Origin of the sequence: Roseovarius sp., from assembly GCF_040223625.1 — a bacterium.
GTDB lineage: Bacteria > Pseudomonadota > Alphaproteobacteria > Rhodobacterales > Rhodobacteraceae > Roseovarius.
Genome location: NZ_JAVKFX010000033.1, coordinates 116585 through 133683, shown reverse-complemented (window position 1 = coordinate 133683; position 17099 = coordinate 116585). Strand labels below are relative to the sequence as shown.

13 protein-coding genes are annotated in these 17099 nt (G+C 68.6%); 11 read left to right on the top strand and 2 right to left on the bottom strand.

Going from position 1 to position 17099, the window contains the following annotated elements:
- Window positions 1–80 precede the first annotated feature (80 nt).
- The 11 genes from RLN94_RS09945 (at window position 81) to RLN94_RS09895 (ending at window position 14197) form a co-directional block, all read left to right on the top strand.
- Window positions 81–1199, top strand: coding sequence for a sugar ABC transporter substrate-binding protein (locus RLN94_RS09945; protein ID WP_350131356.1), 1119 nt, complete (start codon window positions 81–83; stop codon window positions 1197–1199).
- 75 nt (window positions 1200–1274) lie between these two features.
- The gene (locus RLN94_RS09940) at window positions 1275–2852 is read left to right on the top strand and encodes a sugar ABC transporter ATP-binding protein (RefSeq protein ID WP_350168897.1); all 1578 of its coding nucleotides are present in this window, start codon (window positions 1275–1277) and stop codon (window positions 2850–2852) included.
- Complete coding sequence (locus RLN94_RS09935; RefSeq protein ID WP_350131360.1) at window positions 2849–4909, top strand: ABC transporter permease subunit; 2061 nt, start codon at window positions 2849–2851, stop codon at window positions 4907–4909. The genes RLN94_RS09940 and RLN94_RS09935 overlap by 4 nt, the downstream gene beginning before the upstream one ends.
- Before the next feature lie 11 nt (window positions 4910–4920).
- On the top strand, window positions 4921–5718 hold the full coding sequence (locus tag RLN94_RS09930) for an SDR family oxidoreductase (RefSeq protein WP_350131362.1): 798 nt from the start codon (window positions 4921–4923) through the stop codon (window positions 5716–5718).
- Entirely contained in the window at window positions 5715–6656 is a 942-nt protein-coding gene (locus tag RLN94_RS09925; RefSeq protein ID WP_350131364.1) for a 3-hydroxyacyl-CoA dehydrogenase, read from the top strand. Before RLN94_RS09930 ends, RLN94_RS09925 begins: the two co-directional genes overlap by 4 nt.
- A gap of 2 nt (window positions 6657–6658) precedes the next feature.
- Window positions 6659–7591 (top strand): 3,5-dioxohexanoate:acetyl-CoA acetone transferase, encoded by a 933-nt coding sequence (gene kce / locus RLN94_RS09920; RefSeq protein WP_350131366.1) that lies wholly within the window; start codon window positions 6659–6661, stop codon window positions 7589–7591.
- Window positions 7592–7618: 27 nt separating this feature from the next.
- Window positions 7619–8497, top strand: coding sequence for an SMP-30/gluconolactonase/LRE family protein (locus tag RLN94_RS09915; protein WP_350131368.1), 879 nt, complete (start codon window positions 7619–7621; stop codon window positions 8495–8497).
- Between the two features lie 206 nt (window positions 8498–8703).
- Window positions 8704–10950: a TonB-dependent hemoglobin/transferrin/lactoferrin family receptor gene (locus tag RLN94_RS09910; RefSeq protein WP_350131370.1), complete on the top strand. Its 2247-nt coding sequence runs from the start codon at window positions 8704–8706 to the stop codon at window positions 10948–10950.
- On the top strand, window positions 10951–12681 hold the full coding sequence (locus tag RLN94_RS09905) for an ABC transporter ATP-binding protein/permease (protein ID WP_350131372.1): 1731 nt from the start codon (window positions 10951–10953) through the stop codon (window positions 12679–12681). It begins immediately after the preceding gene.
- Window positions 12678–13394, top strand: a complete 717-nt coding sequence (locus tag RLN94_RS09900) for a ChuX/HutX family heme-like substrate-binding protein (RefSeq protein WP_350131374.1) — start codon at window positions 12678–12680, stop codon at window positions 13392–13394. Before RLN94_RS09905 ends, RLN94_RS09900 begins: the two co-directional genes overlap by 4 nt.
- Entirely contained in the window at window positions 13391–14197 is an 807-nt protein-coding gene (locus RLN94_RS09895; RefSeq protein WP_350131376.1) for a ChaN family lipoprotein, read from the top strand. The genes RLN94_RS09900 and RLN94_RS09895 overlap by 4 nt, the downstream gene beginning before the upstream one ends.
- Here RLN94_RS09895 and RLN94_RS09890 read toward each other — a convergent pair.
- Window positions 14194–15684 carry an AMP-binding protein gene (locus RLN94_RS09890; protein ID WP_350131378.1) on the bottom strand — a complete coding sequence of 497 codons (1491 nt, stop codon included), beginning with the start codon at window positions 15682–15684 and terminating at the stop codon, window positions 14194–14196. The two genes, RLN94_RS09895 and RLN94_RS09890, sit on opposite strands and share 4 nt — an antisense overlap.
- A complete protein-coding gene (gene sauS / locus RLN94_RS09885; RefSeq protein WP_350131380.1) occupies window positions 15681–17084 on the bottom strand; it encodes an acylating sulfoacetaldehyde dehydrogenase in 1404 nt (467 codons plus the stop codon). Before sauS ends, RLN94_RS09890 begins: the two co-directional genes overlap by 4 nt.
- Between the last annotated feature and the right edge of the window lie 15 nt (window positions 17085–17099).

Here is a 17099-nt window from a genome sequence, read left to right as displayed (position 1 = left end):
TTTGACTTTTGATCAAAGATATTGGATCGTGGATTCGTGATCGCGGCGTTGGAGGCGCCGCCACCTATGGGAGGGAATACATGTTTGCGAAGAAATTCTTGACGGGCGCGGCCTTCGGCCTCGCCGGATTGGCCGCGACCGCCGCGCAGGCGCAGGACGAGCCCTATGACGTCTATCTCTCGATGAGTTACATCGGGAACGACTGGCAGGCCGAGGCCTCGAACATGGTCAAGGCGCTGGCCAGCAGCGGCGACTACGCCGACCGCGTCAACCTTCAGGTCCAGGTCGCCGGCCCCAACGCCCAGCGCCAGATCCAGCAGATCAACGCCATGGTTCAGGCCGGCGCCGATGCCATCGTCGTCTACCCGATCTCGCCCACCGCGCTGAACAGCGTGGTCAAAAGCGCCTGCGACCGCGGCGTGACGATCATCGCCTATGACGGCGAGATCACCGAGCCCTGCGCCTACAACGTCACCATCGACCAGAAGGAGGCCGGCCGCGCCACGGCCGAGTGGCTGGCCGAACAGCTCGGCGGCAGCGGCGACATCATCGTGGTCACCGGCGTGCCCGGCACCTCGGTCGACACCGCCCGCACCGCCGCCGCCAAGGAGGTCTTCTCGCAGCACGAGGGCATCAACATCGTCGGCGAGGCCGTCGGCATGTGGAGCCAGGCCGTCGCCCGGACCGAACTGAACAAGCTGCTCGCCACCCGCGACTGGTCGGATATCGACGGGCTGTGGATGCAGGTCGGCTGCTACACCGCCAACGCCATGCAGATCGAAAGCGGCATCTCGCCCGAGAACCTGCTGCCCTGCGCCGGCGAAGGCTCGAACGGCGGCCGCATCCAGATGCTGCCTGCGGGCACCGAGGTCGAGGGCGCCAATTCGCCTTACGAGCCAATGGGCGCGCCGCGCATCTCCTATGCCTCGCCGCCCTATTCCGGCGCGCTGGCGCTGAAGCTGGCGGTCGACGTGCTCGATGGCAAGGAAGTAGAGAAACACACCACCCTGCCGCTGCCATTGGTCACCAACGACACGATCGAGCTCTGCGAAACCGGCAGCTGGGACGAACAGAAGGCCGGCTGCAACGCCTTCCAGCCCGCGCTCGTCTCCAACCCCGGCTGGTTCGCCTCGATCTTCTCCGAGGAACTGCCGCAACTCGGCCTGAACGCCGCCCTCGTCGGCCAGGCCGAGAACTGAGCCGTCACGCGTTTCGCCCGGCGGCGGACCCCGCCGCCGGGCCTGCCTGATCCCCGAGTTTCGATTGGAGACGCCATGCCGTCCGCTCCCGCCGGTGTGCCCGCGGTCGAGGTCGAGGGCCTGACCAAGACCTACGGCCCCACCATCGCCAACAGCGAGGTCAGCTTCACGGTCGCCCCCGGCACCGTCCACGCCCTGCTGGGCGAGAACGGCGCGGGCAAGTCGACCACGATGAAACTGCTCTCGGGCCTCGTGCGCCCCGATGCCGGTTCGATCCGCATCGCCGGCCGCGATGTCCGCCTGCACTCGGCCCGCGACGCCCATGCCGTCGGCATCCAGACCGCGTTCCAGGAACTGACCCTCGTCTCCGACCTGACCGTGCTCGACAACATGCTGCTGCCCCGCGCGCCGTGGACGGCGCTGGGCACGCTCAACCGCGCCCGCATCCGCCGGCAGGTGGCCGCGCATTTCGCCGATCTTGGCCTTGCCGTCGACCTCGATGCGCTGGCGGGCGAATTGAACCTCGCCACCCGCCAGAAGATCGAGATCGCCCGCGCGCTCTTCCGCAAGCCCTCGCTCCTGCTGCTGGACGAGCCCACCTCGGCGCTTTCGGGCGAGGATGTCGACTGGCTGGGCCGGATCATCGCCGATGCCAGGGCCGCCGGCATCACCGTGCTCTTCATCTCGCACCGCATGCCCGAGGTGCGCGCCTTCTGCGACACCATGACGATCCTGCGCAACGGCAAGGCCGTGCAATCCGCCCGGGTCGAGGACGTCACCGACGCCGAGGTGGTCGAGATGATCATCGGCCGCTCGGTCGAGAACGCCTTCCCGCCACAGCGCCCCGCAAGCGATCATGCGGGCGAAACCCCGGTGCTGGCCACCCGCGCCCTCTTGGCCGGGCCCAAGCTGCGCGAGACCGACCTTGCCCTGCACCGGGGCGAGATCCTCGGCATCGCCGGGCTTCAGGGCATGGGGCAGGACATGCTCTTTTCCGCGCTCTTCGGCGAAGAGAACCTCCGCCATGGCCATATCGAGCTCGACGGCAAGCCGCTGCACCTGCGCAACCCCGCCGACGCGCTCGACCCCGCCGTGGGCATCGGCCTCGTGCCGGAAGACCGCAAGACCCAAGGCCTCTTCCTCAAGCTCACCGGCCGCACCAACGCCACCCTGCCGGTGCTGGCAAACTTCCATCGCGGTCCCCTCATCGACGGCTCGGCCGAGGCCCGCGCCGCCGCCGGCGCCTTCGACGCCGTCGATGTCGATGCCCGCGCCCATCACCTGCCGGCGGGCGCCTTCACGGGCGGCAACCAGCAGAAGATCGTGATCGCCAAGTGGCTGGTCGCCCAAAGCCGCATCCTGCTGCTCTTCGATCCCACCCGGGGCATCGATGTCGGCACCAAGGCCCAGCTCTACAAGCTCCTGCGCGACTACGCCGATGCGGGCGGTTCGGTCCTGTTCCACTCCACCGAGATCCCCGAACTCGTCCACATGTGCGATCGCGTCGGCGTGCTTTATGAAGGCCGCCTGACCGACTGGTTCGAGGGCGACGCCCTGACCGAGGGCGCAGTGCTCGAAGCGATGCTCGGCGGGCAGGATCCCATGGTCCTCCGCCAGGCACAGGAACCGGAAGGAACGGGGGCCGCCACGTGACCGATACCACCTCATCGCAGCACGCAAACGGGGCAGGGGCCCCCCGCTGGCTCCGCCTCGCCCGGCGCGGACAGGCCGTCACCGTCGCGGCACTGGTCTTCGCCCTGCTGCTGACCGTCAGCGCCTCGCTCAGCCCCTATCCGCTCAGCTATTTCGACATCTCCTTCATGGCCAGCGGCGGCGCCACCACGGCCATCGCCGCGGCGGGACAGACGCTGGTCATCCTCTCCGGCGGCTTCGACCTCTCGGCGGGGGCGGTCGTCTCGCTGGTCAACGCGGTGCTGGCCACCTCGATGGACCCGATGAACCCCGAGGCCTCGGTCCTCCTCTGGACGGCCGTAGGCATCGCCATCGGCATGGGCGTGGGCGCGGTCAACGGCTTCTTCGTCGCGGTCATGCGGCTGCAGCCCATCGTGGTCACGCTGGCGGTGATGTTCATCGTGCAGGGGCTGACCCTGCTGGTGATGGACATGCCCGGCGGCTTCGTCTCGCCCACGCTCGGCGCGGTCTACCTGGGCGACACCATCCCGGGCCTGCTGCCCGCACCCGTCACCCTGCTGCTGGTGCTGGCAGCCTTCTGGCTCTGGCTCAAGCGCACCAGCTACGGCGTCACCCTCTACGCCGTGGGCAGCGACCCCGAGGCGGCCCACGCCACCGGCCTGCACACTAGGCTCGCCACCTTCCTGACCTACGTGCTGGCGGGCGGGCTCTACGGGCTGGCGGGCGTCTTCGTCAGCGCCCAGACCGGCTCGGGCGATCCGCTGGTGGGCAATTCCCTGCTGCTGCCGACCTTCGCGGCGGTGGTCATCGGCGGCACCCGTCTCGGCGGCGGCAAGGGCGGGGTGATCGGCACGCTGATCGGCGCCTACGTGCTGATGATCGTCGTCAACCTGCTGCTCTCGCTCAACATCTCGGCCTATTACTCGACCATCGCGGAAAGCGCGGTGCTGCTGATCGCGGTCCTCGCCGGGTCGCTCTCGCGCCACAGCACCCTGTCGCACCGCCTGCGCGACCTCTCCGAGGCGCTTCGGGCACGCGGCAAGGGCTGGCTCGTCTCCCAACGCCCGCGCGAGGACCGCCGCCTCGCCTTCACCCGCCCCGCCGAGGCCGCCCCGCGGCCCACCTTCCTGCAGCGCCATGGCCACACGATGCGCTACGTGCTGCCCAGCTTCGTCTGCCTCGTGCTGGTGCTGATCGCGACCGAGATCGTGCTGGGAAACGTCTTCAGCGGCTGGCGCTACTGGGATTCGCTTCTGGTGCTGTCCTGCTTCCTGACCATCCTCGCGCTGGGGCAGGGGGCCGTGATCCTCACCGGCGGGCTCGACCTGTCGCTGCCTTGGTGCATCGCGCTCTCGGGCGTGCTGCTGACCGGGCTGGTCGGCGGCACCGATATGGGCCTCTGGACGGCGCTGCCCGTCGTCCTCGGCGTGGCGGTGGTGATCGGCCTCATGAACGGGCTGGGCGTGGTGGCGCTGGGCCTCTCGCCCATCGTGGTGACGCTGGCCATGAACGGCCTCCTTCAGGGCGCCGCCCTGCTCTGGTCGGGCGGCACGCCCGCGGGCTTCGCCCCGCCGGCGCTGCGCTGGCTGATGACCGGCAAGATCGCCGGTGTCACACCGATCATCTTCGGGCTGGCGATCTTCGTCATCCTCGCCCTTCTGCTGCTGGGTCGAACCGCCTTCGGCCGCCGGGTCTACGCCGTCGGCAACAGCGAGCTTGCCGCGCGCCTCTCGGGCGTGCGCACCGGGCGGGTGATCGTCTCGGTCTACATCCTCTCGGCCCTCTGTGCCGCCATCGTCGGCATCCTGCTGGCGGGCTTCTCCGGACAGGCGAGCCTCGGGATGGGCGACGATTACCTCCTGCCCTCCATCGCCGTGGTCGTGGTCGGCGGCACGCTCATCACCGGCGGGCGCGGGCATTACCTCGGCATGGTCGGCGGCGCGCTGCTGCTCACCGCCATGCAGACCCTTCTGGCCGGCACGGCACTGCCCTTCGCCTTCCGGTCCGTGTTTTTCGGCCTCGTCATCCTCGCGGCCGTGCTGGCCCTTCGCGAGTAAAGGAGACACCCTTGCCACAAACCGACACCATGACCCTTCCCGGCATATCCGGCCAGCGCATCGTCGTCACTGCCGGCGCGGCGGGCATCGGCCTCAGCATCGCCCGGCAACTCAAGGCGCAGGGCGCGCGCCTCGCCATCTGCGATGTCGACCCCGCCGCGCTGGACCGTGCCAAGGCGGAACTGGATGCAGAGCTGGCCATCCCCGCCGACGTCTCCGACGAGGCACAGATGGAGGACTTCTTCCGCCAGACCGCCGACACGCTCGGCGGGCTCGACGCGCTGGTCAACAACGCCGGCATCGCAGGCCCAACCGGCGGGGTCGAGGACATCACCCCCGCCGACTGGCGCCGCTGCCTCGACATCTGCCTCACCGGCCAGTTCCTCTGCGCCCATTTCGGCGTGCCCCTGCTCAAGCAGGCGGGCGGCGGGGCGATCGTCAACATGTCCTCCTCTGCCGGGCGCTTCGGCTATGCCTTCCGCACGCCCTATTCCTCGGCCAAGTGGGGCGTCATCGGCCTCACCCAAAGCCTCGCCAAGGAACTCGGCCCCGACAACATCCGCGTCAACGCCATCCTGCCCGGCATCATCGAAGGCCCGCGCATGGAAAAGGTCATCGCCGACCGCGCCACCCAGAAAGGCGTCAGCCACGAGGACATGAAGGCCGAATACATCTCGCGCATCTCGCTGCGCCGCATGACCCCGCCGGACGACGTGGCCGATATCGTGGCGTTCCTGATTTCCGGCGCCGGGCGCAACCTGTCGGGGCAATCCTTCCCCGTCGATGGCAACCTGGAGACACTCGGATGACCGCACCCGTCGCATGTATCGGCGCAGGGCTCATCGGCCGCGCCTGGGCCATCGTCTTCGCCCGCGCGGGCCATCAGGTCCGCCTATGGGACGAGAACCCCGACGCCCCCGCCGCCGCCCGCGCCTTCGCCGCCGAAATGCTGCCCGAGCTGGAGCGGCTGGGCCTCATCGATTGCACCGCCACCGACGCGCTGGCCCGCATCACCCCCGCCGCCACGCTGGAAGAGGCGCTCGACGGCGCCCAACACGTGCAGGAAAGCACCTTCGAACGGATCGACGTCAAGCGCGAGATCTTCGCCCGGCTCGACGCCATTGCCGCGCCCGACACCGTGCTCGCCTCCTCCTCCTCGGCCCTGCTGCCCTCGGCCATCTCCGAGGGGCTCGAGGGGCGGTACCGCTGCATGGTCAACCACCCGATCAACCCCGCCTACCTCGTCCCCGCGGCCGAACTGGTCCCGGCCCCCTGGACCGATCCGGCCCTGATGGAGCGCACCGCCACCATGCTCCGCGCCGCCGGCATGCGCCCCATCGTCATGCAGCGCGAGGTGGACGGCTTCGTCATGAACCGCCTGCAGGGCGCCCTCCTGCACGAAGCGTTCCGGCTGGTCGAGGCGGGCTACGCCAGCGCCGAGGATGTCGATATCGGCCTGCGCGAGGGGCTGGCCCTGCGCTGGTCCTTCATCGGCCCGTTCGAGACCATCGACCTCAACGCCCCCGGCGGCATCCGCGACTACGTCGCCCGCTACGCCGGCATCTACACCGACATGGCCGGCCAGCCGGGGGTGGACTGGGCCGGGGAAGTGCTAGACAAGATCGAGGCAGACCGCCGCGCGGCCCTGCCGGAAGATTCGCTCGCCCGCCGGCAGGCGTGGCGCGACAGGCGACTGATGGCGCTCGCCGCCCACAAGGCCAGCGCCGCAAAGGACATAGGAGACTGAACATGCCGTCCCCCGACAAGGTCATCATCTCGTGCGCCGTCACCGGCGCCATTCACACCCCCACCATGACCCCGCACCTGCCGATCACCCCGGACGAGATCGCCGAGGCCGCCATCGGCGCGGCCGAGGCCGGGGCCGCCATCCTCCACCTGCACGCCCGCGACCCCGAAACCGGCAAGCCCGACCAATCGGTCGAGGCCTTCGCCGGCTTCCTGCCGCGGATCAAGCAGGCCACCGGCGCCGTGGTGAACATCACCACCGGCGGCTCGCCCTACATGAAGGTCGACGAACGCGCCGCCCCCGCCGCCCACTGGCAGCCCGAGGTCGCCTCGCTCAACATGGGCTCGATGAATTTCGGCTTCTTCCCGCTCCTGGCCAAGTACAAGGAGTTCCGGCACGAATGGGAGCGCGAGCATCTCGAGAACTCCCGCGACCTCGTCTTCCGCAACTCCTTCCAGGATATCGAGTACGTGCTCGAAACCTGCTACGGCAACGGCACACGGTTCGAGTTCGAATGCTACGACATCTCGCATCTCTACAACCTCGCCCATTTCGCCGATCGCGGGCTGGTGAAACCGCCCTTCTTCGTGCAATCCGTCTTCGGCCTGCTCGGCGGTATCGGCACCCACCCCGAGGACGTGATGCACATGAAACGCACCGCCGACCGGCTGTTCGGCGACGATTTCCGCTGGTCCGTCCTCGGCGCCGGCAAGGACCAGTTCCGCATCGCCACCCAGGCCGTCTCGATGGGCGGCAACATCCGCGTCGGGCTCGAGGACAGCATCTGGATCGAACGCGGCAAGCTGGCGGAATCGAACGCCCAGCAGGTCGAAAAGGCCCGCCGCCTTGTCGAGGGGCTCGGCCTCAAGGTCGCCACCCCCGACGAGGCGCGCGAGATGCTGGCGCTCAAGGGCGGCGACCGGGTGAATTTCTGAACAGGTCTGGAACAGGGAGGAAAGACCATGCAGATCGACATACTGCTCGACGTGAAGACGACCCTCGGCGAAGGCCCCGTCTGGGACGTGGACCAGCAGCGCCTCTACTTCATCGACTCGATGGATGGCCGGGTCTTCCGCTGCACCGCCGACGGCACCGAGATCCGCGCCTGGGACGTGCCCGGCAAGATCGGCTCGATGGCGCTCCGCAAGGATGGCGAGGGGGCGATCGTGTCGCTCGACAAGGGCTTCTGGCTGCTCGACTTCGCGACCGGCGACTGCGAGTTGCTGGAAGACCCCGAGGAGGGCAAGGACCAGAACCGCATCAACGACGGCAAGTGCGACCGGCGCGGCCGGTTCTTCGCGGGCTCGATGGACACGATGGAAGAGGGCGCCAACGGCGCGCTCTACCGGGTCGACCCCGACATGAGCGTGCACAAGCTCGACGACGGCATCATCTGCTCGAACGGCCCCTGCTTCAGCCCCGACGACAAGACCTTCTACTTCACCGACACCTGGACGGGCGAGGTCTGGGCCTACGATTACGACATCGACACCGGCGCCATCTCGAACCGCCGCACCTTCGCCACGGTCGACACTTCGAACGGCGGCGCCGCCGACGGGGCGACGGTGGATTCCGAAGGCTTCTACTGGATGGCGCTGGTCTATGACGGCCGCCTCTGCCGCTATGCCCCCGACGGCACGCTCGACCGCGAGATCGAGATGCCGGTCAAGAAGGTCACCAGCGTCCAGTTCGGCGGGCCGAACCTCGACATCCTCTACGTCACCTCGATGGCCAAGCCGCCCCTGCCGCGCTTCCCCGGCGACGACGTCCAGCGCGGCAGCCTCTTCGCGCTCCGCGGCCTCGGCGTGACCGGCGTGCCCGAACCACGCTTCGGCGCCTGATCCCTGAACCGGCCGAAAAACAGGCACCACATCAAGGCCCTGCCCAGGTTTCACGCCTTGCGGCAGGGTCTTTGCCTTTCCCGGTTCGACCCGCGCCGGATTAAGTTGACTTAATTAATCAGGTTAAGTAAAGGCGATACCAATAATTCAAGCCAGCCCCTTCGTGCGCCCGCTATCGAACGAGAAACGCACTTGGGGGATGGATCATGTCCAAACCATTGAATGTCGCGGTGCGCCTGACGGCGTGCCTCCTGCTGGGCGTATGCCCCGCCTCGCTGGTCTCCGCGCAGGACGGCCATATCGAACTCGGCACCATCACGCTGAACACCGACAGGGCAGGGGGGCAGGTGCTCGACGTGCCCGCCAACGTCACCGTCATCGACGCCGACGAGATCGACGACCGCCACATCACCGACATGGAGGAGCTGGTCCGCACCGTGCCCGGCGTCACCGCCCCGCGCCAGACTTCCGGCACCGACCCGTTCAGCACCTTCGGCGGCTTCACCATCCGCGGTGTCGGCGGCAACCGCGTCGCCATGCAGGTCGACGGCTCGCGCGTCCCCGAACGCATCATCGACGGCACCCGCGACTACCTCGACTTCAGCTTCACCAAGCAGGTCGAGATCGTCCGCGGCCCGGCCTCGGTGCTCTGGGGCGCCGACGCGCTGGGCGGGCTCGTGGCACTCGAAACGCTCGACCCCGAAGACCTGCTTCAGGGCCGCGACCGGGGGCTCAACATCAAGGGCGGCTTCGACAGCTTCGACAACGCCACCGACGTCTCGCTCACCTTCGGCCAGCGCTTCACCGACGACCTCTCGATCCTCGTCGGCCTCAAGCGCGCCACCGCCAACGAGCCGAGGCTCACCAACGCCCGCGACGATGGCGGCATCTACGGCTGCCCGCGCAGCATCGCCTCCGGCGCCGTCCCCTGCGGCACCTTCGACCCGATGAGCACCGATGCCAATCGCACGCTGGCCAAGCTGGTCTGGACCCCCGGCGATAACCACCGCTTCGAATTCAGCGCCGACATCACCGGCCGCGAAACCGCCGTGCAGCAGCTCTCGTCGCTGGGCCCGGTCCTCTCCACCATCACCGGGCTGCCCACTGGCGAGGTCATCAACCAGAAAGACCGCTTCCTCGACCTCTACCGCGAGCGCTACGCGGTCGAGCACAGCTTCACCCCCGGCGACACCCTGCGCGAACTGCGCACCACCTTCGCCTACACGCCCAACGGCTATTCCCGCACCGGCACCGAGGCCTCGACCTCGGCCTCGGGCGACAGCATCGTCACCCGGGATTACCTCGGCTACTCCGAGGATTTCTACGAGCTCGACGTCCAGGCCACCTTCGACTTCATGCTGGGCCAGACCGAGCACGAGTTGATCGTGGGCTTCGACGGCGACATCGCCCGCACCGACTACCAGCGGCGCGATATCGAGACCAACCTGACCACCGGCGCCGTCACCGACACGCGCGCCGGCGGCTTCAACTTCGCCAACGCCACCACCACCCGCGCCGACATCTACGTGCAGGACCGAATCACCTTCGCGGGCGGCGCGTTCGAGCTGACGCCGGGCCTGCGCTTCGCCACCTACAAGATCGACCCGCGCCCCGATGCCAACTACCAGCCGGTGCCGGGCAAGGAGCCGCGCACCCGCGAACAGGAACGCCTGCTCGCCAGCCTCGGCGCGATCTACCGGTTCGACGACACCTGGTCGGTCTGGGGCAAGTACGGCGAGGGCTTCAAGATGCCCACCGCGCAACAGCTCTACACCTCGCTGCCGGGCGCCTTCTTCAACCTGATCCCGGCGCCCAACCTGCGCCCCGAAGAGGTCAAAAGCTACGAGCTCGGCCTGCGCTTTGAGAAACCCCGCGGCTTCGTCGCCATCAACGGCTTCTATGCGCAGTACGATGACTTCATCCAGGATTTCTACAACCCGCCGGGCACCAGCGACTACACCTACCGTAACATCTCCAAGGTCGATATCTGGGGGATCGAGGCCTCGGGCGCGTGGCACTTCACCGACCGAACCGGAATGGACTTCTCCGCCGCGTGGCAAAAGGGCCGGCAGAAACTCACGCCCACGGCGCTCGAGACCCCGCACACCCTGCCACCGCTCACCGCGACCGTGGCGCTCACCCACGAGATCCCGGCGCGCAACCTCACCCTCGAAGGCGTGGCCACCTTCGCCGCGGACGTGCAGGAAACCGAAAACCCGACCGATTTCAAACCGGATGGCTACGCGCTTCTCGACCTCTACGCCAAGTGGGAGGTTGTCGATAACGGCTTCATCAAGTTCGGCGTGCAGAACGTCTTCGACACGCGCTACTTCGTGCCCAACGCCGCCACCTACGGGGTGACGGCCAGCGCGGCCGTGGCCAAAAGCAACCCGATCGAGCTTCAGACCGGGCCGGGGCGGACCTTCATGGTCAGCTTCGACAAGACCTTCTAGATGCGCGCCGTTCTCCAGCGCATCAATCGCCTGACCCGGCTCGCGGCCTCCGGGCCGGGGGCCTGGGTCGGGCTCGTCATGTTCGGCTCGGTGCTCGGCCTGCAATTCGCCGACATCTGGGTCGATGTGCAGATGATCGCCTGGTACAAGCGCTTCTACGACGCGCTGGAAAACGTCGACGCCGCCGCCGCGATCCGCGAGCTCTGGGTCTTCGGCGGCATCGTCCTGCTGTCGTCCATGATCTTCCTGCTGGGCGACTATATCCGCAAGCGCCTCCTCCTGCGCTGGCGCGCTCGGCTCACCGACCGCGCCCTCGATGCCTGGACGAACGGGCATGCCTACTGGCACCTGCGCCCCGGCCTCTCGCCCAAATCCGTCGACAACCCCGACCAGCGGATCGCCCAGGATTGCCGCCTCTATATCGAGCTTCTGCTGCAGGAAACGCTCGACCTGATCGGCCGCATCGTGGCGCTCGTCTCCTACGTGGTGATCCTCTGGAACCTGTCCGACTTCGTGCTCCGCCTACCCATCTTCGGGCGCGAGCTCGCCATTCCCCATTACCTCGTCTGGCTGGCCTTCCTCTACGTGGCGGTCTCCAGCGTCTTCACCCACCTGATGGGCCGCCCGCTGAAATCCCTCGTCTTCCGGCAGGAACGGCGCGAGGCCGATTTCCGCTACGCCCTCGTGCAACTGCGCGACAACGCGGGCGAGGTCGCCCAGTCCGCCGGCGAGCCGGCCGAGCGTCGCCGCCTCGCTCAGCGCTTCGACGGCATCCGCCACAACTGGTATCGCCTCATCGGTCGGGAGTTCATCCTCGGCCTCTTCACCCGCCCCTATTACCAGTCGATCCTGCGCATCCCGCTCTTCTTCGCGCTGCCCGCCTATTTCGCCGGCGCGGTCACGCTGGGCGGGCTGATGCAGCTCTCCGGCGCCTTCGGCCGCGTGACGCAGACGCTCAGCTGGTTCATCTTCTCCTACCGCGACCTGGCCGCGTTCGCCGCCGTCGCCGAACGGCTCGACGACCTTTTCGCCAGTGCCGACCAGCCGCCGCCGATGCCCGGCGCGGCCCGCGACATCATCCGCACCACCGCCTCCGACGACGCGCTGCATGTCCGCGGCCTGCGCCTGGTCACGCCGCAGGGCAGGGCGCTCTTCCCCGTGCCCGACCGCACCATCCACCCCGGCGAACGCGTCTGGATCGCCGGCGCCTCGGGGCAGGGGAAAAGCACGCTGCTCGCGGCCATCTCGGGCGTCTGGCCCTATGGCGAGGGGCGGATCGACCGCCCCGCGAACCGCATCCTCTACCTGCCGCAGAAGCCGCACCTCTTCGGCGAGGGGCTCGCCGCCGCCGCCTGTTACCCCGACGACCCGGCCGATTTCCCACCGGAACGCATCCGCCACGTGCTGTCCCAGCTTGGCCTCGAACACCGCCTTCCGTCGCTCGACGATGACGGCCCCGCCGCCCTCGAAGGGCTCTCGATGGGCGAGCGCCAGCGCCTCGCGCTGGCCCGCGTCCTGCTCCTCCGCCCCGCCTGGGTCGCCCTCGACGAGGCCACCAGCAGCCTCGACGCCACCGCCGAGGCCGAGATCCTCTCGCTCATCAACCGCTCGCTTCCCGACACCGCGATCCTCTGCGTCTCGCACCGGGATCCGTTCCCGCTCGCCCCCTATTCGATCTGGCAGATCGGCCTGCCGCAACAGGATGAAACCCAACAAAGGAACACCGCATGACCGAAGCCGCGCAAGACACCGTCGAAACCACCATGGGCCGCTGGCGCCTCGACGGGGCCGACCCCGCCGCCATCCTGCAACGCCTGCCGAAGATGGACAGGGTGATGCTCGCCCTCCGCCCCGACAATTTCATGCATGAACGGCTCGGCACGGTCGACAGCGTCACCACCGGGAACGGCCGCATCCACATCACTGGCCCCGAACAGTCCGCCGACCTGCCCGCCGATGCCTTCGCCTCGGTCGTGCTCGACATCAGCACCGTCATGCGCGACAAGCTCTACCCCCGGCTCGAATTCCTCGACGCCGCGGACGAGCGCATCTTCTCCGTCACCGGCCTCGAAGGCGCTGCCCCGATGGAAACGGCCCTCGCCGGCCTCCCCCGCACCCCGCTGCCCACCGAGCCGCCCGCGCCTCGCGACACCGCCGACCCGGCCGAGATCGACCCGACCGACCCCGGCCTCGCCCTCCTCGAACAGCTGCAGGAAAGCGCCCGGCCCGTCACCATCACCGCCGAGCTTTCCGGCCTCACCCAAAACTGGCAGGGTACGATCGAGAAGATCGTGCCGATGGGCGGATATATCAACGTGATGACCAAGGGCTTCCACCTCCACCTCGCCGGCGGCAGCGTCGCGGGCTGGAAAACCGATGCCGACGGCCACCGCGCCCTCGACACGAATGGCGCGCCCACCGGTCTGCGGGTAACCCCGGCATGAAGGCGGGCGACTGGTTCGAACCCGGCACCGGCACGCCGCTGGCCTATCCCGACCTGATCGCGCGGGCCGCCCGCGCCCCGGCGGTCCTGCTTGGCGAAACCCATGACCGCGCCGATATCCACCGCTGGCAGATGCACGTCTCGGCGGCGCTGCTGGCCCATGGCCGCCCGCTCGTGCTGGGCTTCGAGATGTTCCCGGCCCGGCTCGACCCGGTGCTGGCCGAATGGGTGGCAGGCGACCTCGACGAAACAACCTTCCTCGACCGCGCCGAATGGGGCGAGGTCTGGAACTTCCCGCCCGAGCTATACCTGCCGATCTTCCGCTTCTGTCGCGACACCGGGACCGAGATGATCGGCCTCAACTGCCGCCGCGGGCTGGTCAGCGAAGTGGGCAAGCTCGGCTGGGACGAGATCGCCGAGGAGGCCCGCGAAGGCCTCACCCCCGCCCGCGACGCCTCGCCCGATTACCGCCGCTACCTGTTCGAGGTCACCGGCGGCGCCCGCCCCGACCGTCAGGCCCAGTCCCCCGAAGACCCCGCCTTCGACCGGTTCGTCCGCGCCCAGCAGACATGGGACCGCGCCTTCGCCTGCCGCATCGCCGCCCGCGCCGCCCAGGATGACGCGCCGCTCGTCATCGGCATCATCGGCCGCGGCCACCTCGAATTCCGCGGCGGCACGCCCTGGCAGCTCGAAGACCTCGGCATCTCCGACGCCATGGTCTTCCTGCCCTGGGACGCCGGCACACCCCACCACCCCGGCCAGGCCGACGCCGCCTGCGTCATGCCCCGCCTGCCTGCCGATTAAACCCCGAGAATATCTGCCAGCTTCAGCCGCTGGATCTTCCCCGACGGGCCCTTGGGCAGCTCGTCGAGGAAGTGTATCGCATCCGGCGTCTTGAACGCCCCCAGCTTCCGACGGCACAGCTCCAGCAATTCCTCCGCCCCGAGGCTGGAGCCCTCCCGCACCGCAACCGCCGCCTCCACCGTCTCGCCATACTTCGCACAACGCCGTGCAAAGGCCGCCGCCTCCACGACGTCGGGATGCGCATAAAGCGCCTCATCCACCTCGCGCGGGGCGATGTTCTCGCCCCCCTTGATGATCAACTCCTTCAACCGCCCGGTGACGAAGACATACCCCTCGCCATCCATCCGCGCCAGATCCCCCGTCCGGAACCAGTCGCCCCGGAAACTCTCCCCCGTGGCCTCCGGGTTCTTCAAATACCCCAGCATCACGTTCGGCCCCCGCACCACGATCTCGCCCTCGGCCTCCGCCCCAACGGCCTCTCCCGCCTCGTCCTGTATCGCCACCTCGCAGCCATAGGCGATGCCCGAGGACCCGATCTTGCGCGTGCCGGGGGGCAGGGGGTTCGACAATATCTGCGCCGCCGTCTCCGTCAGCCCCATCGTCTCGATGATCGGCACAGAGAACCGGCTCTCGAACGCCGCCTGCGTCTCCACCGCCAGGGCGGACGAGGCCGAGCGCCCGAAGCGCAGCCGCCCACGGCACGCCTCGTCCGGCCCCCCCTCGCCATGCAGCAGGTGCGATATGATCGTCGGCACCGCCGAGAACCACGTCACCCCGCCATCCCCCGCCTGCGCCCAGAACCGCGAGGCCGAGAACCGCCCCACCATCGCCAGCGACCCGCCCGAGACCAGCGCGCTCATCACGGTCACGCACAACCCGTTGATGTGATAGACCGGCAGCACGCAGAACCCCCGGTCCTCCGCCGTCAGGTCATGGGCCACCGCCGTGGTCCACCCCCCGGCCAGCAGGCTCGCATGGCTGTGCAGCACCCCCTTCGGCCGCCCCGTCGTGCCCGACGTATACATCAGCAGCGCATGATCCCCCGGCGCCACCTCGTGCAGCGGGCCGTCCCCGTCGCCCCACGCGCCGATCACCTCCACCCCGGCATCGTTCGCCGCGTCGAACTGATCCCGACAGGCGGGATGGACGAAGGCGAACCGCGCCTCGGAATGCTCCAGCGCATAGGCGATGGCATCCCGCCCGGCGGCCAGGTTGATCATCGTCGCCCGGAACCCGCCCGCAAGCGCCCCGTAAAACGCGGTGATCCCCTCGCGGCTGTTCGGCGCCACGATGGCCACGCTCTCGCCTTTCGCCACGCCCAGCCCCGTCACCCGCCGCGCGAACGCCAGCGCGTCCTCGCGCAACTCCGCCCAGCCCAGCGACGTGCCGTCCTCGGGAAACACGATCGCCGTGCCGCCCCCCTCGGCCCGCCGGTCGAGCCACGCGCCCACCGTGTCCGATGGCGGCGTTGCGCGGTCCAGCGTCATGCCCCGGCGGCTTTCCAGTAATCGCCGAAGATCTCCTCGAGGCTCGGCTCATCCGGCGGGATCTCCCGCACGATCCGCGTCGTCTGCAGGAAATGCTTCCAGTGAACGTTGTCGTTCACCGAATTCCCGCCCCACGCGCCACAGCCCATCGACAGCGAGAATTTCATCCCGTTGGTGAACGACCCGCCGGTGGCAAAGGTATGCGCCTGGTTGACGATCACCCGGCTGGTCGGCACCGCCCGCGCCAGCACCATCGGCCGCGCGTCATCGCCGGTATGCAGCCCCACGGAATGGCCCGCCCCCTGGTGCCTCTGGATCCGGCTGGTGATCTCCACCGCCTCCTCGAAATCCTTCGCCCCGTAAAGCGCCAGCACCCGGCTCAGCTTCTCCTCCGACAGCGGATGGCCCGGCCCGATCCCTTTCGTCGGCACGGCCACGTACTCCGTCCCCTCCGGCACCTTGCCCGTCAGCCCCAGCGCCTCGATCATCCGGTCGTCATCCTGTGCCACGACCATCCGGTTCAGGTGCCCGTCGGGGAAGAGCGCGGCCACAACCGCCGCCTCGTCCTCGACCACGGCGCCCCCCGCGCGCGCCATCTCCTCCAGGAACGCATCCCGCACGGCATCCACCACCACCACGGCATTCTCCGACGAACACGACGTGGCATTGTCAAAGGTCTTCGACGCCCGGATCTTCTCGGCCGCCGCCGCCAGGTCGGCGGTCTCGTCCACGATCACGGTGACATTGCCGGTGCCCACCGCCACGGCCGGCGTGCCGGCGGTCTGCGCGCGGTGCACGTTGTTCTGGCTCCCCGTCGCCACGATCAGGTCGCAGCTCTCCATCAGCCGCTGGGTTTTCTCCTTCGACCCCGGCGCCGGCACCATCTGCACAAGCTCCGGGTCCTCGCCGATCTTGGCAAACTCGGCGTGAATGAACTCCAACAGCCGCTCGCAACTCGCCACCCCCTTGGGCGAGGGCGCCACCACGATGGCATTGCCGCATTTGAGCGCGTTGATGATGTTGTTGGCGGGCGTCGCTCCAGGGTTCGTCGAGGGCACGATCGCCCCGATCAGCCCCATCGGCCGGGCAATCTCGGTCAGCCCCGTCGCCGCATCGTCGCTGATCACCCCGTAGGTCGTGACTCCCTTGATATCCCGCAATAGGCCAAGCGTCTTGCGATGGTTCTTGACGATCTTGTCGGCCACGTTGCCAAGCCCCGTCGTCTTCACCGCCAGCTCGGCCAGCTCCCGGTTGCGCCCGGGCTCCATGATCGCCCAGCCCACGGCCTGTGCCGCCCGGTCATACCGCTCCTGGCTGCCCTCCGCCTCGTAACGGGCCTGCGCGGCCCTTGCACTGGCGATCACGGCATCGAGCTCGGGGATCGGGTCAATCGCGTTCATCTCGAAACCTTTCCG

Excerpts from the sequence above, each read along its gene's own strand:
- RLN94_RS09945 (WP_350131356.1), top strand. The coding sequence starts at position 81 with ATGTTTGCGAAGAAATTCTTGACGGGCGCGGCCTTCGGCCTCGCCGGA.
- RLN94_RS09940 (WP_350168897.1), top strand. The coding sequence starts at position 1,275 with ATGCCGTCCGCTCCCGCCGGTGTGCCCGCGGTCGAGGTCGAGGGCCTG.
- RLN94_RS09925 (WP_350131364.1), top strand. The coding sequence starts at position 5,715 with ATGACCGCACCCGTCGCATGTATCGGCGCAGGGCTCATCGGCCGCGCC.
- kce (WP_350131366.1), top strand. The coding sequence starts at position 6,659 with ATGCCGTCCCCCGACAAGGTCATCATCTCGTGCGCCGTCACCGGCGCC.
- RLN94_RS09915 (WP_350131368.1), top strand. The coding sequence starts at position 7,619 with ATGCAGATCGACATACTGCTCGACGTGAAGACGACCCTCGGCGAAGGC.
- RLN94_RS09910 (WP_350131370.1), top strand. The coding sequence starts at position 8,704 with ATGTCCAAACCATTGAATGTCGCGGTGCGCCTGACGGCGTGCCTCCTG.
- RLN94_RS09905 (WP_350131372.1), top strand. The coding sequence starts at position 10,951 with ATGCGCGCCGTTCTCCAGCGCATCAATCGCCTGACCCGGCTCGCGGCC.
- RLN94_RS09900 (WP_350131374.1), top strand. The coding sequence starts at position 12,678 with ATGACCGAAGCCGCGCAAGACACCGTCGAAACCACCATGGGCCGCTGG.
- RLN94_RS09895 (WP_350131376.1), top strand. The coding sequence starts at position 13,391 with ATGAAGGCGGGCGACTGGTTCGAACCCGGCACCGGCACGCCGCTGGCC.
- RLN94_RS09890 (WP_350131378.1), bottom strand. The coding sequence starts at position 15,684 with ATGACGCTGGACCGCGCAACGCCGCCATCGGACACGGTGGGCGCGTGG.
- sauS (WP_350131380.1), bottom strand. The coding sequence starts at position 17,084 with ATGAACGCGATTGACCCGATCCCCGAGCTCGATGCCGTGATCGCCAGT.